We start from the raw sequence: 26,022 nt of genomic DNA on the forward strand, positions 1-26,022 counted from the left end.
GAAGGACAATCGTGATGAGACAATCCGGTGACGGCTCTCCCCGAAAAGGGCAACTCCAGTGACCGAACTGAGAACCCCGGTCTTCGCCGGGACGATGCCGCTCCAGCGCCGGCGCGGACCGGCGCACCGGGTGCCCGCGGCGCGGAGCCGGCCGCCGCTGTCCCGGGTCAACGCCGTCGTGGTGCTGCTGGTGGCTGCCGATCTCGGCGCTTGGCTCGCCGCGATCCCGCTCACCGCCTCGGACGTGCTGGACGCGGTGGTGGCCGGCGCGGCGCTGTGGGGCACGCGGGCCGCCGGGCGGGTGCACCGGCGCCGCCTGTGGCTTTCCTGGTTCCAGGACCTCCCGCGATCGCTTGCCACGTCCGGGATCGCGTTCGCGCTCGTCACCTGCGTCGCTCTGGCCACGAGCCCGGCGGGTCCGGGAATGGCGGCGGTGCAGGCGCTGGTCCTCGTGTTCGCCGTGCTCAGCGAGTGCGCGAGGCCGTGGATCTTCGCGTTCGGCCGCTGGGGCCGACGGCGGCTCCGCCGCTGCGACCGGGCCATCGTGGTGGGCTCGGCGGACTGCGGGGGCGACCTGATCCGCACCATGGTGCGGCACCCCGAGTTCGGGCTCCTGCCCGTCGGTTTCCTCCCCTCCGGCAGGGATGCGGAGGCCGTCGACCTCCCGGTCGAACTCGTCGAAGACGGCCTCGCCGAGGCCATCACCCGGCTCGGGGCGGGAACCGTCGTGCTGGCGCACGCGCCCGAGAGCGACAGTGCGGTCGTCGACGCGGCGGTCACGGCGCACCGCCTCGGCTGCGTCACCCTGGTCCTGCCCCGCCTTTTCGCGCTCTGCCCGGACGGACCGGGGATCGACCGGCTCCGCAGCTATCCGCTGATGTGGCTGGCCGGCGCGCCGACCCGCAGGCCGAGCTGGTGGGTCAAGCGGGCGATCGAGACCGTGCTGGCCGCCGCGGCGCTCGCCGTCGTGGCACCGGTCATCGCGTTGTGCGCGCTGGCGGTGCTGGTGGAAAGCGGGCGCCCCGTGATCTTCCGCCAGGTCCGGGTCGGGGTGAACGGCCGGACCTTCGTGCTCTACAAGATCCGCAGCGTCCGGCCCGACGCCGTGGACGACTCCGAGACGCGGTGGTCGGTGGCCGGCGACCGCCGCGTCGGTCCCGTCGGCCGGTTCCTGCGACGATCCTCTTTGGACGAGCTGCCCCAGCTGTGGAACGTCGTGCGCGGCGACATGGCGCTGGTCGGGCCGCGCCCGGAACGGCCGGTCTTCGTGGCCGAGTTCTCCGCCCTCCACGACCTCTACTGGGCCCGGCACCGGGTCCCCACCGGGCTGACCGGCCTCGCGCAGGTGCACGGCCTGCGCGGGGACACCTCGATCGCGGACCGCGCCCGCTACGACAACTACTACATCGCCAACTGGTCGCTCTGGCTCGACCTCAAGATCATCATCCTTACGGTGGGAGAACTGTTGTGCCGAAGGCAACGCTGACGCGCGCGCACCCGGCGGTCACCCGGCTCGTCGCCCGGTGTGCCGCGCTCGTCCTGGTCGCCGGGTGCGTGACCGCGTGCAGCACGAGCTCGGCACACGAGGCGGCGGCGCCGCCGCCGAAACCCCTGGCACCGTGTGCGTGGTGGTACGGGATCGGACAACCGCCGACGGCCACCGAGCTGAAGCTGGCGGCCCAGCGGTACGACGTGGTGGTGCTCAACGCCGACCAGGCTCCGGCGATGCGGAAGCTGCACGAGCTCAACCCCCGCGTCAAAGTGCTCGTGTACAAGGACTTGTCCAGCACCCGCAACTACTCGGGTGCCGTCGACGGCGGTGAAGACGCCCAGTTCCTGCCCAGCGGGATCGGGTACGTCGCGGCGCAGCGGACGCACCCCGAGTGGTTCGCGACCGACACCCGCGGCGGCCGCATCGAGTGGCAGGGCTACCCGAAGCACTGGCAGATGACGGTGTGGGACCCGGCCTACCAGCAGGCCTGGAGTTCCGCCGTGGTGGCCGAGGCCGGCCGCGAAGGCTGGGACGGCGTGCTGGCCGACAACGACTTCAACTCCTTGAGCCACTACTCGCCCGCGGTCCTCGCCGGGACCGCGTCGACGGCCGAGACCGACCGGAAGCTGCGCGACGGGCTCGACGCTTTCCTGTCGCTGGTCGGCGACGCGATGCAGAAGGCGGGCAAGCTGTTCGTGCCGAACGTCTCGGAGACCCACCTGTTGCCGGGGAGGTGGACGGCGCATTCCCGCTTCGGCGGGGCCATGGAGGAGAACTTCGGGTTCCGCGAGAACGGCGGAACCGGCGGCCTGCTCACCTTCCGCGGCAACGAGTTCCAGGAGCTGCGGGCGCAGGCCGCGCTGGGCGAGTCGCTCCTGCTGCTGGTCACCCGCACGAGGTCCGAAAAGCAGGACCGGGCGGGCTACGCCAGTGCGGCCCTGCTGGCCGGACCCCGGACGTGCTGGACCCCGGCCACCACGGACGACTACCGCGATCCCGAGTGGTCCGACCTGCAGAGCAGCGGCCTCGGCGAAGCGGTGGACGCCGCCGGCCGGCTGCCCAACGGCGTCTGGACCCGGACGTTCACCCACGGCTGGGTCGCGGTGAACCCGACGTCGGCCACCCAGACCGTGACGCCCCCCGAGGGACTCGTCGCCGCGAACGGTGCCCGCGCCGCGACCACCTCCCCGGCGTCGACGACGGCACCGACGACGGCGCCGCCCGCGGCCGTCGAGCTCGAGGCCGCCGACGGGCTGGTGATGGTCAAACCGAAGTAGCGGTCTCCGCGCCGGACAGCGACTCGTACAGGTCCAGGTGACGCCGCGCGCACTCCGCCGGTGCGAACCGGTGCCGGGCCCGGCCGGCGAGCAGGGCGCCGATCCGGGCCGGATCCGGTTCGGCGAACAACGCGCGCAGGCGTTCGGCGAGGGCGGCGGTGTCCCCGGGCGGCACCAGGTAGTCCGTCCCGGCGCCGGGGCCCAGCATGTCGGCCACGCCCCCGGTTTCGGTGGCCACGACGGGTTTCCCGGCCGCCATCGCCTCCGCCACGACCAGGGGCTGTTGCTCCATCGCCGACGGCAGCACCAGCGCGTCCGCGCCCGCGAGCAGAGCGGGGACGTCCGGCCGGAAGCCGAGGAACGTGACGCGCCCGGGGAGCGCTTGGGCGGCCCGTTCCGCCTCGGCTCGTTGCGGGCCGTCGCCCACTACGGTCAGCCGGCCGTCCGGCGGCAGGACACCCGGTACGGCCAGCGCCGCAAGCAGGTCGAGGATTCCCTTGCGCTCCACCAGCAGTCCGACGAAGACCAGGTGGCGCACCGGTCCCTCCGGCGGACTCGGCTCGGCGAGTTCGACGCAGTTGTCGAGGCGGGTCAACCGTTTCGCGGGCACTCGCAGCCGCCGGCGCAGGAACCGGCCCATCGCTTCGGCGGGCACGACCGTCCGGTCCAGGATCCGCGCGACCGCGGCGTCGCCCGCCAGGATCGCCCGTGTGTAGGCGGAAGGACCGCCGGCTCCGCGATCGCCGCGAAACCACGGCTCGGTCACGTCGTCGGGGACCCCGTGGTAAGTCTGGACGAGCGCCGGCCGCGCACCGCGGGTGAACCGCAGCCCCGCGATCACGAGCCCGGCGCGCCGGTCTTGGGCGTGCACGACGTCGGGACGCCAGGCCCGGATCGCCGCTCTCGCCCGGCCTGCGGCCGCGAGATCTCCTTTCCCGGCCACCAGCAAGGGCTCGTGATGGCCGTCGAGCAGTTCGGCTCCGCGCGCCGGCACCGGGCCGAAGACGCGCACGTCGGCACCCTGGCCGAGCAGCGTCGCGGCGAGCCGGACCGTGACGTCCACCGGGCCGCCCCGGTCCTGGGTCAGCAGGTAGGCGATGCGTTTCACGGGGTTCGCTCCGAGGGGGTGAGTTTGTCGACGAGCGTGGCGATCTGGTCGGCCATCCGGTTGCTGTCGAAGGAAAGTTCGGCGCGGTGCCGCCCGCGCCGGCCTTCGGCCCGGGCCAGGACCGGGTCGGCGAGCCGGGCGGCGACGGCGCCGGCGAGCCGGCCGAGGTCGCCGGGCGGCACCACGGCACCGGCGTCGGCGATGCTCTGGCGCATTCCGCCGACGTCGAACGCGACCACCGGCCGGGCACACGCCATGGCCTCGAGGGGAACCAGCGCCATGCCCTCGGCTCGGGAGGGGAGCACCACGACGTCCGCGGCGGTGTAGAACGCCGCGGGGTCGTCGGTGTGTCCCGTCCACCGCACCGATGCGTGCGGCGCGACCGGGTGCCGGTCCCGCCAGACCGGGCGCATCGGCCCGTCGCCGGCCAGGACCAGCTGCGCGTCCGGCAACCGCCGCAGGACGTCCGGCCAGGCCGACAACAACTGGTCCTGCCCCTTCAGCTCCGCGAACCGGCCGAGGCAGACGGCGATCGGCGCCCGTTCGGGCAGGCCGAGCCGCCGCCGCGCCGCGGCCCGGTCGCCGGGGGTGAACTTCGCCGTGTCGACCCCGTTGCAGACCACTTCCGCGTCGGCCGTGATGCCCGCGCCCTGGCCGGCCGCGAGCTCGTCGTCGCTCACGCAGACGACGAGGTCGGTCCACCGGGACGCGAACCGTTCCCACGCGGCGGCCGCCCGCCGCACCGGACCGCGCGCGGTCTCGAAGGACCACAGGTGCGGCTGGAACACCGTCGGCCGGCGGCCACGCAGGGCCAGCCGTCCGGCGAGCCCGGCTTTCGAGCTGTGCAGGTGGACGACGTCCGGGGCCAGCTCCGTCAGGATCCGCCCGAGCCGGGCCGTTTCCGCGAGCACTCGCGGGCCGGGGGAGCGGGTCGCCGGCCAGCCGCGCACGTCGACGCCGAGCTCTCGCGCGCGTTCGGCGAGCCGGCCCGACGGCGGGCACACCACGGTCACCGACCAGCCGCGGTTCCGCTGGGCCACGGCCAGTTCCAGCGCGACGACGGCCACGCCCGCCGTCGAGGGCTGGGAGACGTGCACGACCTTCACCGCAGCCCGCCTCGCCGCAGTGCGGACAGCTCGCCGCGCTGGAACACCAGTGTGGCGCCGGTGTACCCGGCGATCAGCACGGCGCCTTCGGCGAGGGCTCCCGGCAGTGACTCCGGGGGGCCGAAGAACCCGGTGTGGGCGAGCAGGAGGGCGGGAAGCGCGCCGGCGGCACCGGCGCCCAGCACGCGCGCGACGATTCCCCGCAGCCGCGCCACCGGGGGCGCGACGCCGAGCCCGGCCAGCACGCGCCAGGCGATGGGCACCACCAGCCAGGCTGCCCCGAGCTGGACGGCGGCGACGGCCCCGATCCCGGCGTGGGTCAGCAGTCCCAGCCCGGTCGCGAGCAGGACCAGGTGGGTGCCTTCGAGCGCCAGGTAGCGCCGCGCGTGCCCGGTCGCCTTCACGGCCTGGTACCAGATCTGCAGGAGGGAGATCGCGCAGCCGTAGCCGGCCAGCAGCACCAGCGGGCCGGCCGCGTCCGCCCAGCGCGCACCCAGCAGCACGACGTGGTCGGCGAGGACGGCCAGCGCGAGGTAGAGACCGCCGGTGACCACGAGGACCGCGCGGCTGAACCGCGTGACCGCCTCCGTCAGCGAATCACCTTCGCGCCGCAAGCGCGTGAAGACGGGGAAGGCCACCGCGCCGAGGACGACCGCGACCATGATGTAGGGCACCCACGCGAGCCGGTAGGCCAGCGAGTAGACACCGACCGCGGCCGGTCCGATGACGTGCCCGACCGCGAGGTAGTCGAGGTTCACCAGCAGCGCACCGACGACGGCCGCCGGCCCCACGACGGCGACCCAGCGCACGGCTTCCCTTGCCGCCTCGGTGTCCCAGTGCGGCCGGACGCCGCCGCCGGCCAGCGCACCGAGCAGCGGCTGAGCCATCGCTGTGCAGAGCAGGCCGAGCACGAGCGAGGCGGGGCCGACGCCGGCGAGGGCGAGCAGGACCGTCACGCCGGCGCCCAGGACCGCGCCACCGCCGTCGGGCAGCAGGCGGCGGCGGAAGTCCAGTTCGCGGTGCATCAGTCCCATCTGGACCCCGCCGGCGGCCGAGAACGGCAGGCCGAACGCGGCCAGGCGGACCAGGCCGGCGGCTTCGGGGGTGCCGAGCAGCGCGGTGATCGGGCCGGCGGCGGCGGCGAGGGCGATGGCCAGGACCAGGCCGGCGCCCACGCTCAGCACCAGCAGGGTCCCCGCCATCCGGCGCGGGTCCCGCGTGGTGCGGCCGAGCACGTCGTAGACGCCGATCGACTGCACCACCTGACCGAGGTTGACCAGCGCCACGGCCAGCGCCACGGCACCGAGCTGGCCTTCGGTGAGCAGCGCCGCCAGCACCAGGGTGACGAGCATCTGGCTGCTCTTGCTGACCAGGTTCACCACGCCGAGCCACAGCGAACCCCGGACCGCCCGCGTCCCGAGCCCGCCGGTCATCGGCCGGCCCCGGCTTCGGCGCGCATCCCCGACAACCGGATGGCGGCGGACACCACCAGGCCCCACGCGACGACCACCGCGACCCCGTCGACCGTGACGGCCGCTCGCGCACCGAGCGTCGCGACCACCAGTGAGTCCACTGTGTACAGATGCGCGAAGGGCACCGCCAGCGCGAGCACCGCGAGGCCGCCGGGGCCCCGGTCCCGCCACCACAGCGCGGCCACGGCGGCCATCGCGGGCACGGCCATCAGGACGTCGCCGGGCTGGTGCACCACGCAGACCGCCACGGCCAGGCAGGTGAGCAGGTCGGCGAGCGGGTTCGCGGCCGGCCGGTCGAGCCGCCGGACGAGCAGCACGCTCGCGGCGAGCACACCGGCCAGTACCACCAGCTCGATCCCCGTGGGGGCCCAGCCGGTGACGCGGAACAGCACGGCGGCGACGTCGACGCGTTGCGCCGTAAGGGAGTCCACAGCGCCGTAGTCCGTGCCCCGGGCGTGGGTGAGGTTCGCGACGACGACGTCGGCGAACGCGCCGATCCCCCCGCCCCGGAGCACGAGCAGCAGCACGACCGGCAGGCTCGCGGCCGCCGCCAAGGCGGTCCCGGTCAGCGCCACCCGCCGCGAGCCCCGGGCGAAGAGCAGGACGGCCAGGGGAAAGCCGTACTGCGGCTTCAGCCACGCGAGCGCGAGTGCCACCGCCGCCCACCCGGGCCGGTCCTTGCGGGCGAGCAGCGCGCCTGCCGCGCCGAGCGCGATCAACGGGTTGACCTGGCCGACGTAGAGCTGGGCCTTCCCGACCTGGCTGGTCACCAGCAGCGCGGCGACGACGACGGTCGTGACGGCGACCGGCACGGCCACGAACCGCCGGACCGCGTGCCCGGCCAGCGCGGCGAGCGCGACCAGCAGCAGCAAGTTGACCGCCGTGAACGCCACCGCCCCGGCCCGGTAGCCGGGCAGGGCGAACGGCAGGTGCAGCAGCAGGTGGTAGGGCTGGTAGAGGTTGAAGTCCTGGCGCACCGGCCAGTGCGCGAACATCGCGGCGGGGTCGTAGGGGTTGCCGCCGGCGAGGAATTCCCGGATCGGGAAGTACAGGGCGTCGCGGAAGTCCTGCAGCCGTTCTTCGGCCGCGTTGGCGGCGGTCGGCAGGGGAACTTGCCACGACGGCGCGAGTGCGTGCCAGGCACCGATCGCACCGGCGACGGCCGCGACGACCAGGATCCCGCGGTGGAGGGGGCTCAGGCCGGACAGGCGGAGCCGCACGGCGAGGGGGGTCGCCGGCGTCCCGCTCACGCCAGCACCACCGCCACCAGCACCGCGTCCGCCGGCAACACCCCGGCCGTGGCGGTCAGTTCGTCGTGGTGTCGCTTTCCCGTCACCGCCACCACCGACGTGCCGGTTCCGTCGTGCTCGTCCGGGAGCGCGGCCGCCAGCTTGGCTGCGGTCTCCGCGAGTTCCGGCGCCACCGGCACCACGCGCACCGGCCGCCCGGCCGCGCGGCCCAGCACCGCGAGCCGGTCCGCGGCCGCCGGGTCGTCGGCGCGCAGGACCGCCACCGGACGGTGGATGCCCGCCGCGGCCAGGGAACGGCGCACCGGGCCCGATCCGCCGCGCGGCCGCGACGCCGTAGTCCGGCGGATCGCGGCCGTCGCGAGACCCGCGGCGATCGCCGCCACCAGGGCCAGTCCGGTCACCAGCGGTGCGTCCGGCGCCACCGGGACGACGTCGGGGCGGGGGTCCAGCGCCCGTAGCCGGCCGGCCGGGGCCAGCAGGTTCGCGTCGATCATCGCCTTTCCCAGCGCCGACGCCGTCGCGCCCGCCTGCTCCGCCGTTGCCGCCCGCACCGACAGGCGCGCCAGCCCGGAAGCCGGCACGAGCTCCACCGAGACGTGCGTGCCGAGCTCTTCGGGCGCGTAGCCGGAAACCGGGGCCGCCGCCTGCAACACGGACGGACTGCGGGCGAGCTCGACCAGCGCGGGCAACGCCAGGGACACGACTTCGCCGTACTGCGCGGCCGAGCTGTCCGCCTGTGCGGCCGGCTCGGCCAGCAGGCTCACCCGCCCCTGGTACGCCTCGCCACGCAGCAGGCCGGCGGTCAGCACGAGCAGGCCCACCACGAGCCCGGCCGCGATGCTCACCGCCGCGGTGCGGGGAATCCTGGACAGAAGGTCGTTCACCGGCCACCTCCGAGCGCGGTCCGCAGCAGTTCGTCGTAGGCCTTCATCACCGTGTGCGGGTCGTACTCCCGCTCGATGGTGCGCAGCCCCTCGGCCGCCGCGGACTGCCGGGCGGCCGGGTCGGACAGCAGTGCGGCGAGCGCCTCCGCGATGGCCGCGGGATCACCGGGCGGCACCACGAGCCCGCCGCCGCCGGACAGCACGGCACGGACTCCGCCGACGTCGGTCGCGACGACCGGCCGCCCGGCCGCCATCGACTCGAGCACGGCCAGGGGCAGGCCTTCCCAGTCACTGGTCAGCACCGTCACGTCGGCCGCGGCGAGCAGGTCCGGCACGTCCTTGCGGGTACCGAGGAACCGCACTCGCCCGTTCAGGTGCTCGGCGCGACGCTCGAGCCCGGCACGGAGGCTCCCGTCGCCCGCCAGCCACAGCACCGCGTCGCCGTCGAGGCGGGACCAGGCGTCGAGGAGCACGTCATGGCGCTTCTGCGGCTCCAGCCGGGCGAGGCAGAGCGCGACCGGCGTGCCGTCGGCGAGACCGAGCGATGCCCGCACCTCGGCCCGGCCGAACAGCGGGCGCTGCGCGAAGACGGCGTTGCGGATCACGTCGGGCCGGTCCAGGCCCGCTTCGGCCAGCCGGTCCGCCGCCGCCGCGGAGACGGCGACGACGCGGTCGGACGTGCGGCGCAGGATGCGCGCGGCGGTCGGGAACTCGTGGTCGGCGACGCCGTGGAAGACCGTCACCACCGGTCGCCGGCGACCGGCGACGAGGGCCAGCCGGGCCACCAGGCTCGCGCCGACGTTGTGCGCCACCACGACGTCCGGAGCGAACCGCGACACCGACCGGCGCACGCCCCGCGCCGCCCGCAGCACCCCGGCCTTGCTGCGGCGGGCGAGCGGAACGGGATACGTCGTCACGCCGTCGGCGGCGAGCGCGTCGGCCCGGAAGCCGCCGCCGCTCGCGACGGCGGACACCCAGCCGTACTCCTCGCCGCGGGTGGCCATGCCGGCGACGAGCGTCTCGGCCCCACCGGCTCCCATCTCACTGATCACGTGCAGGACACGCATCGGCACCAGCCCTTCCCACTCGGCTCCCGGCCGCGACGGCGAGCGCGGACAGCGACCACAACGGCAGGTAGTACTGCTCGGACAGGAACGTCGAAGTCACCAGGACGGCCAGCAGCGACGCCTGGATCGCGACGGCCTCGGCGCGGACCGGCCCGGTGGGCGCGTGCCGCACCGCCCGTTCGCTCGCCACCGCGGCCACGGCGATCACGCCGGTGAACAGCGCGAACCCCGGCAGGCCCAGTTCCGCGGCCACTTCGAGGTACATGTTGTGCGCCACCGGCGTCTGCTCGTCGACCTCGGCGTCGTGCGACTCGGCGGCGTACTCCTCGCGGAACCCGCCGGGACCGACCCCGAGCACCGGGTGGGCGGTCACCATCCGGGCCGCGGCCTGCCACCGCAGCTCGCGTGTGTCTACATTGGACGTGGCGATGAAGCTCTTCTCCCGCACGGCCCGGTCGAGTTCCGGCCCGGCGAACAGCAGCGCCCCCAGGCCCAGCGCGGCGACCGCCGCGGCCGCGGCGCCGAGCACCCGCCACGGCAGCACGCCGCGCAGCAGCAGCCAGCCGACGGCGGCCGCGAGCCCCAGCGCCCCGCCGCGGGAGAACGTCGCCAGCGAGCCCGCCACCAGCACGGCACCGGCGACGGTGCCGACGAGGTTCCGGCGTCGCAAGCCCTGGCAGGCCACGGAAAGCACGGGCACGGCGGCCACGAGGAAGTACGCCAGGTCGTTCGGATCCGGCTGGGGGCCGCTGGCCCGCGCCTCGCCGTCGACGACCAGGCTGTACAGCGCGCCGGCGCCGGCCACGGTGGCGCCGGCGGCCATGGCCAGCAGCAGCCCGCGGATCGGGACCTCGCGGCCGGCGACGTCGGCGAGCACCGCGGTGACCACCAGGAACGGGAGCCACCGGAGGGTGTACCCGGTGGTGAAGACACCGGACGAATGGGCGGCCGCGGTCGTCGCGACGACCACCGCGAGCAGCGCGAGCACCGCGTGCAGCGGCGTCGGCCGGGGGAGCCGCCGCTGCCGGATCCGGACCACGAGCCACGCGGCGATCAGCAGCGCGGGAGCGACCTTGCCGAGCTGCGCGTCGACGGCCGTGAGGTAGCCCTCGACCGGTGCCAGCGCCACGGTGGCGTACGCGAGAACCCGCAGCGTCGCCGCGTGCGTCCGGGGCTCGGCCGGCAGCACGACCGTGAACGTGGTCATCTCCGGCCGTCCAGGCGGGTCACCGGGCGTTCGCGCCGCACGTCGGCCCGGCGGACGTACTCGCCGGTGCCGACGACGTCGAAGTGCGCGCGCAGGGCGTCGAGGACCCACCCCAGCCAGGCCACCTTCCGCCCGCCCGGCGTGGCCATGCCGGGGAAGAACTCCATCCCGGGCGCCTCGGCGCTCCCGAGGACATCGGTGGGGTGCAGCAGCAGCGACGGAGCGACGCCGCGGGCGAGGCAAAGGCGCAGGGCCGTCCGGAAGTACGTGCGGGCCAGCCGCGGGGAAACTTCGTGGAGCCGCAGGAGGTAGGAGCCGTGGATCGGGGTGCGCAGCAGCGGCATGGTCGTCACCGGGAGCTCCACGAGCTCAGTGCCGTCGGTCGTCCGCCAGCGGTGGGCGTGCACCGGTGCCAGCACCCGGGAGAAGCCGCCGAACAGTTCGCCGCGTCCGTCGTCGCCGGTGACCGGTGGTGCGGTGTGGTTGTGGTACGCGCGGGCCAGCGGGCCGATCCAGGTCGGCAGCGTGCTCGCGTCGTAGGCGTAACCCCGTTCGGCCAGCAGCTCGACGAGGTCGCGCGTGACGCTGTAGCCAGGACCGCGGAAGCCGGTGGGCCGCGGAGCGCCGGCCGAGACGATCGCGTCCTCCGTCCGGCTCAGCTCTTCTTCGAGCCGGTCGCGGGAATAGCGGTGGAGCCAGGGTTCGTGACCGAAGGAGTGGTTGGCCACCTCGTGCCCGGCCGCGGCGATGTCGTTGACCGCCTTCGCCCCGTCTTCGCGGACGACGTCGGCGCCGACCGCGAACACCGTCGTCGTCAGCCGCTGTTCGCCGAGGATCTCGAGCAGCCGGGGGACGGCGGAGGGCAGGAAACTGGGGTACCGGCGCCAGCCGGAGTCACCGTGGGTCTTGAGGTACGCCCACAGGTTGTCGAGGTCCACCGACACGCTCGCCAGGGGCCGCCCGCTCATGCGGCTTCCCCCGCGCGTGTTCCGGCTCGGCTCTGGGAGCCGAGGAGCAGGACGCCGGCGACGACGACGGTGAGACCGAGGGCGACCCAGGGCCGGCTCCCGTCGACGACTTCGTCGCCCAGCACGGTGATGCCGGTGACGGAGGACAGCACGATCGTCGTCGCGTCCGCCGTGGCCACGACCGCCGCGGCCGGGCCGCGTTGCAGCGCGACCGCCATCGAAGCCTGGCCGAGCACGGCGGCGGCCAGCATCAACCAGGTCAGCGGGTTCGCCGGCAGGGCAACGAGATCGAGGTGGGCGAGACTGCGGCTCGCCACCGCCACGACGGCGAACGCCACCCCGGACAGCGCCGCGGGCGCCAGGAACGTGCCGGCGCGGCCCGCCGGGATCATGGCCAGTCCCGTCGCGGCCAGCACCGCGGTCAGGACCACGAGCCCGCCCGGTCCGAGGTCGTCGGCGACCGACGGCGCCGCCGACGCGGCCAGCACGATCAGCCCGCTCGCCAGCAGCACCAGCGTCAGGGCTTCCGCGGTCCGGATCCGCCACCCGAGGACCAGCACGCCGAACGCGGTGGCGAGGCCGATCGCCGCCGCCGACGCGGCTTGGACCAGGTACAGCGGCAGCGAGGAGCGCGCGAAGAAGGCGAACGCGAACCCGCCTGCCTGGCCGGCGAAACCCACCAGGTAGAGCGGGTCCGTGGCCAGCCGGACGAGCAGGGTGACGCCTGCGCCGGGCCTGCTCTCGGCCCGGCGAGCCGCCACGCTCTGCGCGACGATCCCCACCGCGTAAAGCACAGCCGATGCCACGAGCATTCCGTAACCCACCACGCACGACTCCTTCGCGTCACGTCGGGTGCTGGGCGTCGAGCGTAGGAGTACGAAACCGCAGCCACTTTCGAAGGATCAGGTCCGCGCTTTTGTGACGCAGCGGAGTGGTGGTGATGCTGAAGCGGCTATTCTAAAGCGTGAAGCATCGGGCTTCGGCACTCGCTGGGCACTGTGCGTAATTGTGTCCGCGTGTTTCCCGCATCAAGCGTTCGAAGATTCTTGCCCGAACCCGGAAAAGCTCCGGTTCCGGCGGTGGCCTGTCTCCGCGTCGCTACCCCGTTCGTGGCACAAAAGCCCGGTCAGGGAGTCGGGCTGGTTACACGATGGTGGTCACGAAGTGGAATGGGGTAGGGGGTGTCAGTAGGTTTCGCTTCTGGGCGGAACACACCTCAATTGCCGCCACAGCAATCGTCGATCCGAGGAGAATTCATGCTGAAGAAGATCGGTTTCGTCGCGGCCACCATGGCTGCCGGCGCGTTCCTGACCGGCGGTATCGCGGCTGCGGGCACGCCCGACGAGGAGCACGGGCACCACCACGGTCACCACGGCTACGACTACAGCGGCCAGGTCGGCCTGGTCAACCTGAACAACACCGACGTCCTGCACAACGTCAACGTGACGCCGGGCATCTGCGGCAACGACGTCAACGTCCTCGGCGTCCAGGTCCCGATCCGCGACTCGCTCAACGGCATCGGCGTCCCGATCCTGTCGCCGGGCGAGCACGAGGCCAGCGGCGAGTCCCCGTACAACTGCGCGGCGGGCGCGGTGACCGACGGCGGCACCAGCCAGGACAACTGAGGCTCCGTGCCCCGGCCGCCCGTTGTGTGTGCGGAAGCCGGCCGCGGGCGCGGAATCCGGCGGTGCGTGTCAGTGTGAAGTGACACCCGGGCTCGAAGCGAGTGGCACACTCCTGTTGCGCGTCAGGGTGCCCACCGCACTGTCCCGCCAGGCCGGCGCGGGTGGGGCCGGCCACCGAACCCCCTGTGTGGGCTGGCCCCACCCGGCGGCAAACCGGGCGCTGCGCGCAAAGCGCACGCTGCGACCGTCACGAGTACCAGGTCGCCGCGCTGCTACCTGTCCGCTTGGCCCGGACAGGTGCGCAGCCGCGGCGACCTTTGCCTGTCTCACCATTCGCACAAGCGTTCACGCCGAAAGCACTCGGATTCGCGTGAAGCAGAGACAGCGGGGTCGATAAACTGATGTGGCGTGATGCTCCGCCCTCGACGAACCCCCGAGGGAAGCGTCCGTCAGGTGAACCGGCGGGGTCTTCTCACCTCGACCCTCAGCCGGGTGGTGCCCCGACCCCGCCGGATCCCTGATCTCTGCCAGGAGTCATGGGCATTGCTATCCGCCCCATTTTTTGGCGGAATAGAAATGGGGGACAGTGGAGCTGTGTCCGGCCGTGTTCCGCTGAGTGCACTCCACGCCTCGTCTGATCCGGACGGCCACCTGATCAACCTCTACACGCCCGCGACTGGCTATCCCGGACTGCTTCAGTCGTTCAGGAAGTGCTCGAGGGGGAGGGTCGCGGCACCGCGTACCGCGGCCTCGGGGCCGAAGCTGCACAGGTCGATCGATGTGGTGGCGAACGAGTACTTCAGCGAGTGGCGGCGGGCCGCGTCGCGGATGGCGTCGAGATCGCGTGCGCCGAGGAGCGAGCCGGCCCAGCCGCCGAGGATGACGCGGGTGGGGTTGAGCAGGTTGATCAGCCCTCCGATGCTCGCGCCGAGGTAGCCTAGAGTCTCCGCCAGGACGCCGGTTCCCTGATCGTCATCGACGATGGCGGCGAGGGCAGTTTCCTGGTCAGTGTCTCCTGCGATGACGCCGCCCGCTTCGCGGAAACGGTCGAGGATCCCCTCTGCGCCGACGTAGGCGTCAAGACAGCCTTTGCTGCCACACCGGCAGGAGCGCCCGCCGGCGACGAGGACGGTGTGCCCGGACTCTCCCGCGCCCGCCGGGCCGCTGTGGACAGTGGAGCCTCCGGAGATGATGGTGACTTCCACGTCCGTGCCGAGCAGCACCACCACCGCGCTGGGCGTCTCCCGGCCGCTGTCGAACCACAGCTCGGCCCGTCCCACGGTGTTGGCCTGGCTGTCGAAATGCAATGGCAGGTCGGTGCCCGCACGCAGCAGCTCGGTAAGGGAGATCGGGTCCCAGCAGAATCTCTGCGAGCCGACTGTCTTCCCCGGCGTCTGCCGGACAGCGCCGGGCACGCTGATGCCGATTCCGAGGACGGCGTCGGTGGGAACGGCGGTCTTCGTCAGCACGGCGCTCAAGCCGGACAAAATTCGGGAGGCGACCGCTTCCGGATCGTGCCGGCGGGGATCGAGGGGGCGGTCGGCATCGGCGAGCTCGGTCATGGACAGGTCGAAGAGTCCGATCCGGATCCTCGTTTCGCCGACGTCCACACCGACCACGTGACCGCAACCGGGAGCGATGCGCAGCAGTTTCCGCGGTCGGCCGCCGTCGGAACCCAGCGAGCCGGCTTCGATCACGACGCCTTCGCCGACCAGCTCGCGCACCACTTTGCCGACCGAGGCCGCGCTCAGTCCGGTAGCCGCTTCCAGAGCGTGCCGACTGGCCGGGGCGCTGAAGTACAGCGAGCGCAGCAGCAGGGAGCGGTTGTCTCGGCCCAGGGAGCCCGCGGTGCCCGGTCGGCGCTGCGTCATGGTTCGTGTTCTCCCGGTGCCCTTCTTTCACGGCGTGAACAAACGGGGTTCACGGCCTTGACTCTTCTTGGTCACACGAGTTAAATCAAGGCGCGAATTAAGCTGTGTCCTGAGTCACAGAGACCTTCGTGGCTCGTCCGCACACCCCGAGGACTTCAGATGCGAATGAGAACCACTGCGTCAGCGCTCGTCCTGGCGCTGGCCGCCGCTACCACCGCCGCCTGTGGCGGCGGCGACTCCACGTCGGCCGACGGCCCCAAGGAACTCACCTACTGGGCCTCCAACCAGGGCACGAGTCTCGACAACGACAAAGCGGTCCTGCAGCCCGAGCTCGACAAGTTCGAGAAGGCCACCGGCGTCAAGGTGAAGCTCGAGGTCGTTCCGTGGTCGGATCTGCTCAACCGGATCCTGGCCGCGACGACTTCCGGTCAGGGGCCCGACGTCCTCAACATCGGCAACACGTGGTCGGCGTCGCTCCAGGCCACCGGTGCGTTCCTGCCGTTCGACGACGCCGCCCTCGACAAGGTGGGGGGCAAGGCCCGGTTCCTCGGACCGTCGCTGGCCGCGACCGGCGCGAACGGCCAGCCTCCGGTGGGTGTGCCGCTCTACGGCCAGGCCTACGGTCTCTACTACAACAAGAAGCTGTTCAAGGATGCCGGTATCACCGCGCCGCCGGCGACGTGGGAAGAGCTCGTCGCGGACGGCAAGAAGCTGACCGACCCGCAGAAGGGGCAGTGGGGCTTGTCGCTGCAGGCGGGCCAGGTGACCGAGAACAGCCACCACGCCGCCATCCTCGGCGCCCAGCACGGGGCGAACTTCTTCTCCCAGGACGGCAAGCCGCAGCTGGCGTCGGACCCGGCGGTCGCGGCCGTCCAGCAGTACGTCGACCTCATGCAGAAGGACAAGATCGTCAACCCGTCGAACGCGGAGTACGCCGACACCGCGAAGTCCCTCAAGGACCTGGTGGACGGCAAAGCCGCGATGTTCATGAACCAGGCGTCGACCGGTTCGTTCAAGAACATCGGGGCGGACATGGCCAACATCGGAGTCGCGCCGATCCCGCTGCCGGCCAACCCGCCCGCGAACGGCCGGAAGGTCACCAGCTTCGTCGCGGGCATCAACTTGGCGGTGTTCAAGAGCGCCAAGAACCCCGACGCCGCACTGGACTTCGTGAAGTTCATGGTCTCCGCGCCCGAGCAGGCACTGCTGAACAAGACTTACGGCTCGCTGCCCACGGTGCAGGACGCCTACGGTGACCCGGCGTTCCAGACCGAGGACGTCAAGGTGTTCCAGAGCGTCCTGAGCACCACCGCCGAACCGATGCCGCAGGTCACGCAGGAATCGCAGTTCGAGACGCTGATCGGCACGGCCATGAAGACGATGTTCGCCGACGTCGCGGCGGGCCGCACGGTCGAGGCCGGCAAGATCAAGGATCAGCTGGCCCAAGCCGACCAGCAGATCGCGGCCGGGAGCTGACCCGGACATGACGACCGCTGTGCGGGGGGCTCCGGCTGCGAAGGCGGCTGGAGCCCCCCGGCCCGGAAGCCCGCGGCGCAAACGCCGCCGGCCGGCCCTCCCGTACCTCCTGCTGTTGCCCGCGCTGTTGCTGGAACTGCTCATCCACGTCGTCCCGATGCTCGTCGGCGTTGTGATGAGCTTCGTCAAGCTGACCCAGTACTACATCCGCAACTGGTCGGCGGCCCCGGGCGCCGGGCTCGACAACTACAAGTTCGTCCTCGACTTCGACACCGCCACGGGCAAGGCGCTGGCGCACTCGTTCGGGATCACCGTCGAGTACACCGTCCTGTCGGTGGGGCTCTGCTGGCTCTTCGGCACGTCCGCCGCGGTCCTGATGCAGCGCAGCTTTCGCGGGCGGGGCCTGCTGCGGACGTTGTTCCTCGTTCCGTACGCGCTGCCGATGTACGCCGCCGTCATCACCTGGTCGTTCATGTTCCAACGCGACACCGGCCTGGTGAACAGCCTGCTCGGCACCCACTCCTTCTGGCTGATCGGGGACAACAGCTTCTGGTCGCTGCTGATCGTTTCGGTGTGGCGGAACTGGCCGTTCGCGTTCCTCATCGTCATGGCCGGGTTGCAGAACATCCCGGGCGAGCTCTACGAAGCAGCGTCGATCGACGGCGCCGGCTGGTGGACCCAGTTCCGGGCGATCACCCAGCCCATGCTGCGGCCGGTCAACCAGGTGCTGTTGCTCGTGCTGTTCCTGTGGACGTTCAACGACTTCAACACCCCGTACGTCCTGTTCGGGAAGTCCGCCCCACGCGAGGCGTCGCTGATCTCCATCCACATCTACCAGAGTTCGTTCGTCACCTGGAACTTCGGCCTCGGTTCCGCCATGTCGGTGCTGTTGCTGCTGTTCCTGATGGTGGTCAGCGCCGCGTACCTCGCGGTGGCTTCCCGCCGGAGGAGGAGGGCCAGTGTCTGAGCCTCGTTGGGTCCCTTGGGCCCGCCGCTTCGTCCTCGGTTTCCTCGCGCTGTTCACGTTGCTGCCGCTGTACGTGATGCTATCCACGTCGCTCAAGCCCCTCGGCGACGTCCAGGGCGCGTGGCAGTGGATTCCGACGACGTTGACGATCCAGCCGTTCCTCGACATCTGGAAGACCATCCCGCTGGCCAAGTACTTCTTGAACAGCTTGGTCATCTCCGGCGCCGCCACCGTCTGTTCGGTGCTGATCGCGATCTTCGCGGCCTACGCCCTCAACCGGTACAAGTTCCGCGGGCGCAACTTCTTCGCCATGACCGTCCTGTCGACCCAGATGTTCCCCGGCATCCTGTTCCTGCTGCCGCTGTTCCTCATCTTCGTCAGCATCGGCAACACCACCGGCATCGTCCTGTACGGTTCCCGCCTCGGCCTGACCTTGACGTACCTGACCTTCTCGCTGCCGTTCGCGATCTGGATGCTCGCCGGCTACTTCGACTCCATTCCGAAGGAGCTCGACGAAGCCGCGATGGTCGACGGCAACGGGCCGGTGGGCGCGCTCATCCGCGTCGTCATCCCCGCCGCGGTCCCCGGCATCGTCGCGGTGTCGATCTACTCCTTCATGACGGCTTGGGGCGAGGTGCTGTTCGCCTCCGTCATGACCGACTCGGACACCAGGACACTCGCCGTCGGCCTGCAGGAGTACTCCACGCAGGTGCAGGTGTACTGGAACCAGGTCATGGCCGCGAGCCTGATCGTCTCGGTACCGATCGTCGTCGGATTCCTCCTCTTCCAGCGCTACCTGGTTTCCGGGCTCACCGCCGGCGCCGTCAAGTAACCCCCCCGCCCCCGTACTTCCCTAGGTGAGGTCCTGCCTTGAAGCTTTCTCTGCCCGCGGATTTCCTGTGGGGCGCGGCCACGGCCGCGTACCAGGTCGAGGGCGCCGTCGACGTCGACGGCCGCCTGCCGTCCATCTGGGACGACTTCTGCCGGGTGCCCGGCGCCATCGACAACGGCGACACCGGCGACGTCGTGTGCGACCACTACCGGCGCTGGCCCGAAGACCTGGCGATCATGAAGCAACTGGGTCTCGACGCCTACCGCTTCTCCATCGCCTGGCCACGGGTGATCCCCACCGGCCGCGGCGAGGTGAACCCCCGGGGTCTCGACCACTACGACCGCTTCGTCGACGCCCTGTGCGAAGCCGGGATCCGCCCGTTCGTCACCCTGTACCACTGGGACCTGCCTTCGGCGCTGCAGGCCGCGGGCGGCTGGCCCGAGCGGGACACCGCCTACGCCTACGCGGAGTACGCCGCGGTCGTCGCCGCCCGGCTCGGCGACCGGGTGCGGGACTGGAGCACCGTCAACGAACCGCTGTGTGCCGCCTGGCTCGGCTACCTCGAGGGCCGGTTCGCCCCCGGCGTCAAGGACCTGACGCAGGCTGTGCATGCTTCGCACCACCTGCTGCTCGCCCACGGGCTCGGGGTGCAAGCCATCCGCGCGCACGCCGCCCGCCCGGCGAGCATCGGTCTGGTGTGCAACCTGTCGGGCATCGAAGCCGCCTCGGATCGCGACGAGGACGTCGCCGCGGCGAAGCGGATGGACGGGCACGTCAACCGGTGGTGGCTCGACCCGGCCAACGGGCGCGGCTACCCGGCCGACATGCTCGAGGTCTACGGCGTCGAGCCACCGGTGCTCGGCGACGACCTCGACGTGATCGCGGCGCCCACGGACTACCACGGCCTCAACTACTACTTCCGCCAGATCGTCGAGGACGATCCCACCGGCCCCGCGCCTTTCGCCAGGCAGCTGCCGGCGGAGGGCGCGGGTACCACCGCCATGGGCTGGGAAATCCACGGTCATGGACTGGCCGACCTGATCCACCGGCTGCACGACGACTACGGCGCGCAGGCCATTTACATCACCGAGAACGGTGCCGCGTTCGACGACAAGATCGCCGAAGACGGCTCCGTCCAGGACGAGGACCGGATCGCCTACTTCGAGGAGCACCTCACGGCGGTCGCGTCGGCCGCCGAGGCGGGCGCGCCGGTCAAGGGGTACTTCGCCTGGTCCCTGCTCGACAACTTCGAGTGGGACAACGGCCTCGACAAGCGGTTCGGCCTCGTCCGAGTCGACTTCGAGACCCAGCTCCGCACCGTCAAGGCGAGCGGTCACTTCTACGCCGACCTGATCGCCGAGCACCGGAGCCGCCGTTGATGCCCACGGCCAACCCTTCCCGCTGTTGTCGGCCGGCGCCGGTTTCGTCGCCTGGTTGCAGCTCGTCGCCGCTCCGCATCCACCCGGCTTCAACTGGCGCAGCGCGTGCTCTCGGCTCTGGCAGTGAGACGGTGCACCGATAGAGTCCTGCCATGACTCGGCACCGGATCGTGGTCGTCCTGCCCGATGACGTGCTGCCGCTCGACTACGCGATCCCGGTCCACGTCTTCGGCCGGGAGGCCTCCGAGGCCTACGACCTCGTGACGGTGTCCGTCGGTGGCGGTGCGGTGCCCGTGGCCGGGGGGACCACGGTCGTTCCGGACGGCGGGCTGGAGCTGCTGCGCGGGGCGGACACGATCGTCGTGCCGGGCTATGCCGACGCGGTGGATCGCGAGCTGCCGGGCTCGCTGGTACGGGCGCTCGCCGGCGCGCACCGCCGGGGCGTCCGGATGGTCTCCATCTGCTCCGGGGCGTTCGCCTTGGCGCGGGCCGGGGTGCTGGACGGGCTGACCGTGACCACGCACTGGTCGTTGTGCGCGGAGCTGGCTCAGCGGTTCCCCGCGGTCACGGTCGACCAGTCGGTGCTCGTGGCCGGCACCGCGTCGGTCCTCACTTCCGGGGGTGTCACCGCCGGGGTGGATCTGTGCCTGCACCTGCTGAACGTCGACCTGGGGCCGGCTGCCGCGCGGCACGTCTCGCGGCGCATCGTCATGGCGCCCCGGCCGGCCGGCAGCCAGCAGCAATTCGTCGAGAAGGCGGTCGTCCCGCCGGGTGACGACGTCATCGCCCGGGCCCAGCAGTGGATGCTCGTGTCGCTGGACAACACCTTGTCGGTGACGTGGCCACTCGGTTCGCCATGTCGGAGCGGACCTTCCACCGGCGCTTCCGCGAGAAGGTCGGCCTTTCGCCGTTGGCCTGGCTGCGTGTCCAGCGCATCGCCCGAGCCAAAGAACTCCTGGAGACTTCGGAACTCTCCGTGGAGGACATCGCGCGCGGGGCCGGTTTCGGCACGGCGACGAACCTGCGGGTGCAGTTCCGGCGCGCGACGAACGTTTCGCCGCGCGAACACCGGAAAGCGTTCAGGTTCGATCTCGCCTGACCGAGTGGCGGAAAACGTTCGGTAGTCGGCAGTACTGCCACTGTCCGCTCGGTGTCCCTGGGGCAAGACTCGGTGTCTCGCCGACTCAACCTCAGGAGATCGAATCCATGAACCAGCCGACCTTCGTTCTCGTCCACGGCGCTCTGACCGATGCCTCGGTGTGGCGCCGGGTCTCCGTGCGCCTGCAGGACGCGGGTTACCCCGTCATCGCGCCGTCCCTGCCCATGCGTGACTTCGACGGCGACGTCGCCTACGTCAAGCACTTCCTGAGCACCCTCGACGGCCCGCTCGTGGTCGTTGCGCACTCTTACGCCGGGTCGGTGATCTCGGCTCCGGACGCGTTGACCCCGCAAGTCCGGTCACTGGTGTTCGTCACTGCTTTCCAGCCGGACGCGGGGGAAACCGCGGGCGCGTTGAACGAGAAGTTCCCGGGCAGTCTGCTCACCCCGGACAACCTGGTTGTGCGGGCGTACCCCGGAGGTGCGGAGATCTACCTCCGGCCGGACAAGTTCAGCGAGGTCTACGCCGGCGACGCCGGCGTGCGTGACCAGAAGATCCTTGCCGCCGCCCAGAAGCCGTTCAACCCGGTCACCCTGGAAGGCAGCTTCGCGAAGCCCGCCAGCTGGCACACCTTGCCGTCCTGGGCCGTGGTGTCCACTCGGGACAGCTCGATTCCCACCGAGGCCCAACGGTGGATGGCCGAGCGGGCGGGCTCCACGGTCGTGGAGGTCGACTCCTCCCACGCCGTCCCGTTGGTGCACCCGGATGTGGTGGCCGAGGCAATCCTCAGCGCGGCGAACTGAGCACCATGACCGCGATCAGCTCTTGGTTCTCTGAGGGAAGCACATGTGCCAGACGGCGACCTGCGGTCTCGATCGGAACGGAGAGGGAGAACGTGGTGTTCCCCTCTGCGGGCCTCGCCGTGCTGGTCGACGCCCATTCCGCGCCGAACCGGAGGTGTACGACGAAGGTGGTCGACGACGACGGGAGCCGGTTGAACCGGTTTGCCGATCGACCTGCCGGCCGGCTGACTCCGCTGCGGTTCAGCCGTGGTGCGTCCCGGCACGGCGCACCTCCCGGATGAGTGGCGTGCTTCACACGATCGGGTCGTGACGAACTTCCCGCTCGGGTGTCTGTCCGGTGTGGAGGAAATCGAAGTCGGTTCCTCTACTGATCCAAGACATCCGTCCCGTGCGAAGGAGAGACCACGATGACCACTGCTGCCACCAAGGTTCCCGCGCAGACCAGCTCGTCCCAGCCCGCCGCGAAGACCGAGGGCGCCCTGGCGAGCGCCCAGGGCTCGACGTCGATCTCCGACGTCGTGGTGCAGAAGATCACCGGCCTGGCCACCCGCGAAATGCCCGGCGTGCACGCCCTCGGCGGTGGCGCCGCGCGGGCGTTCTCGGCGATCCGGGAGCGGATCCCGGGCGCGACCGCCTCGGCCGGCCAAGGCGTGTCGGTCGAGGTCGGGGAGAAGCAGGCCGCCGTCGACCTGCAGCTCGTCGTCGAGTACGGCGTCTCCATCGCCGACCTCTCACGTTCGGTGCGCCGCAACGTGATCACCGCGGTCGAGCAGATGACCGGCCTCGAGGTCGTCGAGGTGAACATCCACGTCGGCGACCTGCACCTGCCCTCCGACGACGAGGGCGAGACCACCGACACCGGCCGGGTGCAGTGACACCCGAGCCCGACGCCGCCCGGATCGCCGCCGCCGTGCTGGCCGTGCCCGGCGTGGCCGGCCTGCACGGCGGCCGGTTCGGGGAGATCGCCACCCTCGACCCGCCACGGCGGGTCGAAGGAGTCCGGGTCCGCGAGGAGGACGTCACCATCGCGGTCACCGCGCACTTTCCGGTGGTGGCCGCCGAGCTCGCCGCGGCCGTGCGGGCCGCGGCGAGCGTCACCGGGCGGGCCGTCCATGTCATTTTGGCGGACCTCGTCGAACAGTCCACTGTGGAGCAGCAAGCGAAGGAGAAGGTCTCGTGAATTCCACCCAGCTCGGCCTGCTGACCGGCCTCGTGCTCGGCCTGGCCGTCGCCTTCGGCGGGTTCGGGGCGTTCGCCGCCGTCGCCGTCCTCGGCGCGATCGGCTTCCTCGCAGGCCGCGTCCTCGACGGCAAGCTCGACCTGTCCCAGCTGTCCGGGCGCGACCGGGGCTGAGCACCGTGACCGCCACCCTCGAACGCGGCACACTCACCATCGCCGAACAGGCCGTGCAACGCCTGGCCGCCCACGCGGTGCTGGAAATCGACGATGTCGGCGGCGCCGCGGGCCGGGTCCTCGGCGTCAGCCTCGGCGCCGAAGCCCCGGACCGGTCCGCCAAGGTCACCGCCCACGTCACCGGCGGCGAGGTGGCACTGGACGTGCGCCTCTCGATCACCTACCCGGCCTCGGTCACCCGGACGACCGAGCGGGCCCGCGAGCACCTCGAGCGCCGCGTCGAGGAGCTGACCGGGCTCACCGTCACCCGCGTCGACATCACCGTCACCGCCCTGCACAGCACCGTCGCCGGCTCTCGGAGGGTCGAATGAAACGCCGTCCCCGCCGCAGCGTCCCAGCCCTGCTGAGCGCGCTCGTGCTGCTGGCCGCGTGTGTGCTCATCGCCGTGAGCGCCATCCAGCTGATCCTCGGCGAACGTCCCTGGATCAGCTACGACACCGTCGCCGCCACCCTGCACGACCTGCGCTGGAACGACCTCGCGACCGCTTTCGCCGGAAGCGTTCTCGCGCTGGCCGGCTTGGTGCTGGTGCTCGCCGCGATCCTGCCCGGGACGGCCACCGTGCTGCCCCTGGCCGGGCAGTTCGACTCCGGCGTCGCCCGCGGCGGCTACCGCACGACGCTGCAAGCCGCCGCCGCAGGTGTCGACGGCGTCTCCGCGGCCCGGGTGAAGCTCGGCCGACGGCGGATCAAGGTCCGCGTCGACACCGCCCGCACCCGTCCCGACGGCCTGGCCGAGGCCGTCCGCACGGCGGTCGCCGGCCGGCTGGACCGGATCGGCCCGGCCACCCGGCCCGCGGTCACGGTGCGGGTCCGCGCCCCGAGGAGGACGACATGACCGGCCTCAACCGACCGGCGCGGCTCAACCGCACGGTCTTGGCCCTGCTCGGACTGCTCCTGCTGGCCGCCGGCGGGTTCGCGGTGGCGACGCACTTCGGGCGCCTGGACGTCCTCGACCCGGCGACCACGCTGGTGCCCGGCACCGCGGTGCCGCCGGCGTGGGCCTGGTACGTCACCGCCGCGGTCGCGGTGCTGCTCGGGTTGCTGGCGCTGCGCTGGATCCTCGCCCAGTTGACCCGCCGGCCACCCACCCGGACCTGGCGCTTCGACACCGACCCGGACCGTGGCCGCACCGAACTGGCCGCCGACACCGCCGTCGTCCCGTTCACCGAAGAACTGCGTGCTCACCCCGGTGTGCACCAGGCGCGCGCGACGCTGGCGGGAACCCGCGAGGCCCCGACGCTGGCCTTGGTCGTCACCCTGGCCCACGACGCTGACCCGCAGGAGCTCCGGGAACACCTGGCGGCGGAGACGCTTCCCCGGCTGCACCAGGCGCTTGACCTGGAAGCTCTCCCGGTGAGCGTGGAGTTCCGCTTCACCTCAACCACCGGGCGCAGCCTCGGCTGACCTGCGCGTGCAATCCCGAAAACGATGCGAGATCGCCCGGCCATCCGTGAAGTCCGACTGCGGCCGCTGCCACGAGGCGGCCTGCGTAGGGGAGGAATTCCGCCTTGTGCGTAGCCCTGTCCACATCGGCCGTCCAGTCGGTCTTGCCCCCGTTGCACACCAGGCGAAGGTCGAGCGCCTTTCGCCCGTTGCCGCCTCTCAGCTCGGGCGGCGGGTCCGTTCGCCATGTCCTGCATGAAGCGGCGAAGGTATCGCTTCAGGAACCAGCGCATGCCGAATCGCGCCGAGTACGTGCCATGCCAATGGATCCGGGTTCCTCCGCCAGACAGTTTCCGGCTCGAGCGCGGTGATCCGTTCCCTCGTGACGAGTTTCCCGGTCCGGAACGCCCGCACCGCGCCGACGGCGTCCCGGCCGTCGGAGAAAAGGCCCGTCGACTGCGTCGCCTCCAAGGCGTCGATAGGACTGCTGGCTCATGCAGGATTGGCGACCAGGTGAACCCGCAAGGGACGCCCGAGGGGCGCGCTCGTGAGGTTGCTGTCTGTGCCCCCGGTGAGATTCGAACTCACACTGGACGGGTTTTGAACCTTAGCGGGGTGGGTTGTCCAGGGGTCCGTAAGAGGCTCCTACGGCTAGTTCGATCTTGGAGAAAGCTGACCTGACCAGGGTAAACGCGGAAGCGGCACCTAGCGGCGGTGCCCGTCGCTCTCACTCGCTGACCGCCGCGCCGTTCGGGGACGGTTCGGGGACGACCGTCCCTTGGGGACAGTTGGTGTGATGCAGCTCACAAATAGCCGTAAAGCTCTAGAAAACGGTGTTTTTGTTCGTTCACGGCCTTTGGGCATGAAGCGACGTGTAGCGAGCATTAGTCGCAGGTTGCCGGACTAGCCGCCGGTCGAGTATTCTCGATCGAACAACCGAATAGTGAACGGTATAACCGGCGCATTAGAGTGCTGGTAGACCGTTCAAAACATGAAGGCTACAAGCCAAGCAATGCGGGCTTGTAGCTTTTCTTTTGGCCCGCTCTCGCTTGGCGCTACAGGGAGAGAAGGATGGCCACTAATCGACGTGAGCGCAAGCTCAGTACGGAAGAAGCCGCGCGGTACACGGGCTTCACAACCGCACAGGTCCACCGCGCCGCCAAAAGTGCGAAGCTGACCTACTACGCGGCGGGTCCATTCGGACCGAACTACTTCACGAAGTCCGATCTCGACGAATGGCTGGACGGAATGTGCGTGCCCGCCGTCGACCCGGACGGTGAGTACGACGACGAGACCGCCGACGTGCGCGAAGCCGCGCGAGCCTGACCCGCCACAACATACCC

26 protein-coding genes and 1 pseudogene are annotated in these 26,022 nt (G+C 71.4%); 17 read left to right on the forward strand and 10 right to left on the reverse strand.

What is annotated here, in order from left to right; translation table 11 throughout:
• The first annotated feature begins 58 nt into the window (after nt 1-58).
• Nucleotides 59-1,486, forward strand: a complete 1,428-nt coding sequence (locus AB0M83_RS02275) for an exopolysaccharide biosynthesis polyprenyl glycosylphosphotransferase (RefSeq protein WP_364511176.1) — start codon at nt 59-61, stop codon at nt 1,484-1,486.
• Nucleotides 1,468-2,769 carry a putative glycoside hydrolase family 15 protein gene (locus AB0M83_RS02280; protein ID WP_364511179.1) on the forward strand — a complete coding sequence of 434 codons (1,302 nt, stop codon included), beginning with the start codon at nt 1,468-1,470 and terminating at the stop codon, nt 2,767-2,769. Before AB0M83_RS02275 ends, AB0M83_RS02280 begins: the two co-directional genes overlap by 19 nt.
• On the opposite strand, the gene AB0M83_RS02285 is transcribed toward AB0M83_RS02280, so the two are convergent.
• Genes AB0M83_RS02285 through AB0M83_RS02325 form a run of 9 tightly spaced genes read right to left on the reverse strand, consistent with a single transcriptional unit; the run spans nt 2,756 to nt 12,658 of the window.
• Nucleotides 2,756-3,877 carry a glycosyltransferase family 4 protein gene (locus tag AB0M83_RS02285; protein WP_364511181.1) on the reverse strand — a complete coding sequence of 374 codons (1,122 nt, stop codon included), beginning with the start codon at nt 3,875-3,877 and terminating at the stop codon, nt 2,756-2,758. The genes AB0M83_RS02280 and AB0M83_RS02285 overlap by 14 nt on opposite strands.
• Nucleotides 3,874-4,983 carry a glycosyltransferase gene (locus AB0M83_RS02290; protein WP_364511184.1) on the reverse strand — a complete coding sequence of 370 codons (1,110 nt, stop codon included), beginning with the start codon at nt 4,981-4,983 and terminating at the stop codon, nt 3,874-3,876. The genes AB0M83_RS02285 and AB0M83_RS02290 overlap by 4 nt, the downstream gene beginning before the upstream one ends.
• Nucleotides 4,980-6,416 carry an oligosaccharide flippase family protein gene (locus AB0M83_RS02295; protein ID WP_364511187.1) on the reverse strand — a complete coding sequence of 479 codons (1,437 nt, stop codon included), beginning with the start codon at nt 6,414-6,416 and terminating at the stop codon, nt 4,980-4,982. Before AB0M83_RS02295 ends, AB0M83_RS02290 begins: the two co-directional genes overlap by 4 nt.
• Nucleotides 6,413-7,705: a glycosyltransferase 87 family protein gene (locus AB0M83_RS02300; RefSeq protein WP_364511190.1), complete on the reverse strand. Its 1,293-nt coding sequence runs from the start codon at nt 7,703-7,705 to the stop codon at nt 6,413-6,415. Before AB0M83_RS02300 ends, AB0M83_RS02295 begins: the two co-directional genes overlap by 4 nt.
• On the reverse strand, nt 7,702-8,589 hold the full coding sequence (locus AB0M83_RS02305) for a hypothetical protein (RefSeq protein WP_364511193.1): 888 nt from the start codon (nt 8,587-8,589) through the stop codon (nt 7,702-7,704). Before AB0M83_RS02305 ends, AB0M83_RS02300 begins: the two co-directional genes overlap by 4 nt.
• A complete protein-coding gene (locus AB0M83_RS02310) occupies nt 8,586-9,656 on the reverse strand; it encodes a glycosyltransferase (RefSeq protein ID WP_364511714.1) in 1,071 nt (356 codons plus the stop codon). Before AB0M83_RS02310 ends, AB0M83_RS02305 begins: the two co-directional genes overlap by 4 nt.
• Nucleotides 9,631-10,863, reverse strand: a complete 1,233-nt coding sequence (locus AB0M83_RS02315; RefSeq protein WP_364511195.1) for an O-antigen ligase family protein — start codon at nt 10,861-10,863, stop codon at nt 9,631-9,633. The genes AB0M83_RS02310 and AB0M83_RS02315 overlap by 26 nt, the downstream gene beginning before the upstream one ends.
• Nucleotides 10,860-11,831 (reverse strand): polysaccharide deacetylase family protein, encoded by a 972-nt coding sequence (locus tag AB0M83_RS02320; protein ID WP_364511198.1) that lies wholly within the window; start codon nt 11,829-11,831, stop codon nt 10,860-10,862. Before AB0M83_RS02320 ends, AB0M83_RS02315 begins: the two co-directional genes overlap by 4 nt.
• Nucleotides 11,828-12,658, reverse strand: a complete 831-nt coding sequence (locus AB0M83_RS02325) for a hypothetical protein (RefSeq protein WP_364511201.1) — start codon at nt 12,656-12,658, stop codon at nt 11,828-11,830. The genes AB0M83_RS02320 and AB0M83_RS02325 overlap by 4 nt, the downstream gene beginning before the upstream one ends.
• 429 nt (nt 12,659-13,087) lie before the next feature.
• Between AB0M83_RS02325 and AB0M83_RS02330 the strand changes: the two genes are divergently transcribed.
• The gene (locus AB0M83_RS02330; RefSeq protein ID WP_364511204.1) at nt 13,088-13,456 is read left to right on the forward strand and encodes a hypothetical protein; all 369 of its coding nucleotides are present in this window, start codon (nt 13,088-13,090) and stop codon (nt 13,454-13,456) included.
• 695 nt (nt 13,457-14,151) lie between these two features.
• Here the strand turns inward: AB0M83_RS02330 and AB0M83_RS02335 are convergent.
• Nucleotides 14,152-15,327 (reverse strand): ROK family protein, encoded by a 1,176-nt coding sequence (locus AB0M83_RS02335; RefSeq protein ID WP_364511207.1) that lies wholly within the window; start codon nt 15,325-15,327, stop codon nt 14,152-14,154.
• A 165-nt stretch (nt 15,328-15,492) separates the two neighbouring features.
• On the opposite strand from AB0M83_RS02335, the gene AB0M83_RS02340 reads away from it, so the two are divergent.
• The 14 genes and pseudogenes from AB0M83_RS02340 (at nt 15,493) to AB0M83_RS02405 (ending at nt 26,005) form a co-directional block, all read left to right on the forward strand.
• Entirely contained in the window at nt 15,493-16,803 is a 1,311-nt protein-coding gene (locus AB0M83_RS02340) for a sugar ABC transporter substrate-binding protein (RefSeq protein ID WP_364511210.1), read from the forward strand.
• Nucleotides 16,804-16,918: 115 nt separating this feature from the next.
• Nucleotides 16,919-17,770 carry a sugar ABC transporter permease gene (locus AB0M83_RS02345; protein ID WP_364511213.1) on the forward strand — a complete coding sequence of 284 codons (852 nt, stop codon included), beginning with the start codon at nt 16,919-16,921 and terminating at the stop codon, nt 17,768-17,770.
• Nucleotides 17,763-18,602, forward strand: coding sequence for a carbohydrate ABC transporter permease (locus AB0M83_RS02350; RefSeq protein WP_364511216.1), 840 nt, complete (start codon nt 17,763-17,765; stop codon nt 18,600-18,602). The genes AB0M83_RS02345 and AB0M83_RS02350 overlap by 8 nt, the downstream gene beginning before the upstream one ends.
• Nucleotides 18,603-18,640: 38 nt before the next feature.
• A complete protein-coding gene (locus AB0M83_RS02355) occupies nt 18,641-19,981 on the forward strand; it encodes a GH1 family beta-glucosidase (protein WP_364511219.1) in 1,341 nt (446 codons plus the stop codon).
• Between the two features lie 152 nt (nt 19,982-20,133).
• Nucleotides 20,134-20,580: pseudogene (locus AB0M83_RS02360) on the forward strand (DJ-1/PfpI family protein); the annotation flags it as partial.
• A gap of 257 nt (nt 20,581-20,837) precedes the next feature.
• On the forward strand, nt 20,838-21,080 hold the full coding sequence (locus tag AB0M83_RS02365) for a helix-turn-helix domain-containing protein (RefSeq protein WP_364511716.1): 243 nt from the start codon (nt 20,838-20,840) through the stop codon (nt 21,078-21,080).
• A 107-nt stretch (nt 21,081-21,187) separates the two neighbouring features.
• Complete coding sequence (locus AB0M83_RS02370) at nt 21,188-21,883, forward strand: alpha/beta hydrolase (RefSeq protein WP_364511222.1); 696 nt, start codon at nt 21,188-21,190, stop codon at nt 21,881-21,883.
• Between the two features lie 407 nt (nt 21,884-22,290).
• Nucleotides 22,291-22,758, forward strand: a complete 468-nt coding sequence (locus tag AB0M83_RS02375) for an Asp23/Gls24 family envelope stress response protein (RefSeq protein WP_364511225.1) — start codon at nt 22,291-22,293, stop codon at nt 22,756-22,758.
• On the forward strand, nt 22,755-23,063 hold the full coding sequence (locus AB0M83_RS02380; protein ID WP_364511228.1) for a hypothetical protein: 309 nt from the start codon (nt 22,755-22,757) through the stop codon (nt 23,061-23,063). The genes AB0M83_RS02375 and AB0M83_RS02380 overlap by 4 nt, the downstream gene beginning before the upstream one ends.
• Complete coding sequence (locus AB0M83_RS02385; RefSeq protein WP_364511231.1) at nt 23,060-23,236, forward strand: hypothetical protein; 177 nt, start codon at nt 23,060-23,062, stop codon at nt 23,234-23,236. Before AB0M83_RS02380 ends, AB0M83_RS02385 begins: the two co-directional genes overlap by 4 nt.
• Entirely contained in the window at nt 23,233-23,607 is a 375-nt protein-coding gene (locus AB0M83_RS02390; RefSeq protein ID WP_364511719.1) for an Asp23/Gls24 family envelope stress response protein, read from the forward strand. The genes AB0M83_RS02385 and AB0M83_RS02390 overlap by 4 nt, the downstream gene beginning before the upstream one ends.
• Nucleotides 23,604-24,131 carry a DUF6286 domain-containing protein gene (locus AB0M83_RS02395; protein WP_364511234.1) on the forward strand — a complete coding sequence of 176 codons (528 nt, stop codon included), beginning with the start codon at nt 23,604-23,606 and terminating at the stop codon, nt 24,129-24,131. The genes AB0M83_RS02390 and AB0M83_RS02395 overlap by 4 nt, the downstream gene beginning before the upstream one ends.
• Entirely contained in the window at nt 24,128-24,700 is a 573-nt protein-coding gene (amaP, locus tag AB0M83_RS02400) for an alkaline shock response membrane anchor protein AmaP (RefSeq protein WP_364511237.1), read from the forward strand. Before AB0M83_RS02395 ends, amaP begins: the two co-directional genes overlap by 4 nt.
• Nucleotides 24,701-25,750: 1,050 nt before the next feature.
• Nucleotides 25,751-26,005, forward strand: a complete 255-nt coding sequence (locus tag AB0M83_RS02405) for a helix-turn-helix domain-containing protein (RefSeq protein WP_364511240.1) — start codon at nt 25,751-25,753, stop codon at nt 26,003-26,005.
• Nucleotides 26,006-26,022: the final 17 nt, after the last annotated feature.

This window comes from Amycolatopsis sp. NPDC051106 (assembly GCF_040682775.1).
Classification (GTDB): Bacteria; Actinomycetota; Actinomycetes; order Mycobacteriales; family Pseudonocardiaceae; genus Amycolatopsis.

What these genes read in the sequence shown, in the direction of transcription:
- AB0M83_RS02295 (WP_364511187.1), bottom strand. Translation starts at nt 6,416, where the DNA reads ATGACCGGCGGGCTCGGGACGCGGGCGGTCCGGGGTTCGCTGTGGCTC.
- AB0M83_RS02310 (WP_364511714.1), bottom strand. Translation starts at nt 9,656, where the DNA reads ATGCGTGTCCTGCACGTGATCAGTGAGATGGGAGCCGGTGGGGCCGAG.
- AB0M83_RS02315 (WP_364511195.1), bottom strand. Translation starts at nt 10,863, where the DNA reads ATGACCACGTTCACGGTCGTGCTGCCGGCCGAGCCCCGGACGCACGCG.
- AB0M83_RS02320 (WP_364511198.1), bottom strand. Translation starts at nt 11,831, where the DNA reads ATGAGCGGGCGGCCCCTGGCGAGCGTGTCGGTGGACCTCGACAACCTG.
- AB0M83_RS02330 (WP_364511204.1), top strand. Translation starts at nt 13,088, where the DNA reads ATGCTGAAGAAGATCGGTTTCGTCGCGGCCACCATGGCTGCCGGCGCG.
- AB0M83_RS02335 (WP_364511207.1), bottom strand. Translation starts at nt 15,327, where the DNA reads ATGACGCAGCGCCGACCGGGCACCGCGGGCTCCCTGGGCCGAGACAAC.
- AB0M83_RS02340 (WP_364511210.1), top strand. Translation starts at nt 15,493, where the DNA reads ATGAGAACCACTGCGTCAGCGCTCGTCCTGGCGCTGGCCGCCGCTACC.
- AB0M83_RS02365 (WP_364511716.1), top strand. Translation starts at nt 20,838, where the DNA reads ATGTCGGAGCGGACCTTCCACCGGCGCTTCCGCGAGAAGGTCGGCCTT.
- AB0M83_RS02370 (WP_364511222.1), top strand. Translation starts at nt 21,188, where the DNA reads ATGAACCAGCCGACCTTCGTTCTCGTCCACGGCGCTCTGACCGATGCC.
- AB0M83_RS02375 (WP_364511225.1), top strand. Translation starts at nt 22,291, where the DNA reads ATGACCACTGCTGCCACCAAGGTTCCCGCGCAGACCAGCTCGTCCCAG.
- AB0M83_RS02395 (WP_364511234.1), top strand. Translation starts at nt 23,604, where the DNA reads ATGAAACGCCGTCCCCGCCGCAGCGTCCCAGCCCTGCTGAGCGCGCTC.
- amaP (WP_364511237.1), top strand. Translation starts at nt 24,128, where the DNA reads ATGACCGGCCTCAACCGACCGGCGCGGCTCAACCGCACGGTCTTGGCC.
- AB0M83_RS02405 (WP_364511240.1), top strand. Translation starts at nt 25,751, where the DNA reads ATGGCCACTAATCGACGTGAGCGCAAGCTCAGTACGGAAGAAGCCGCG.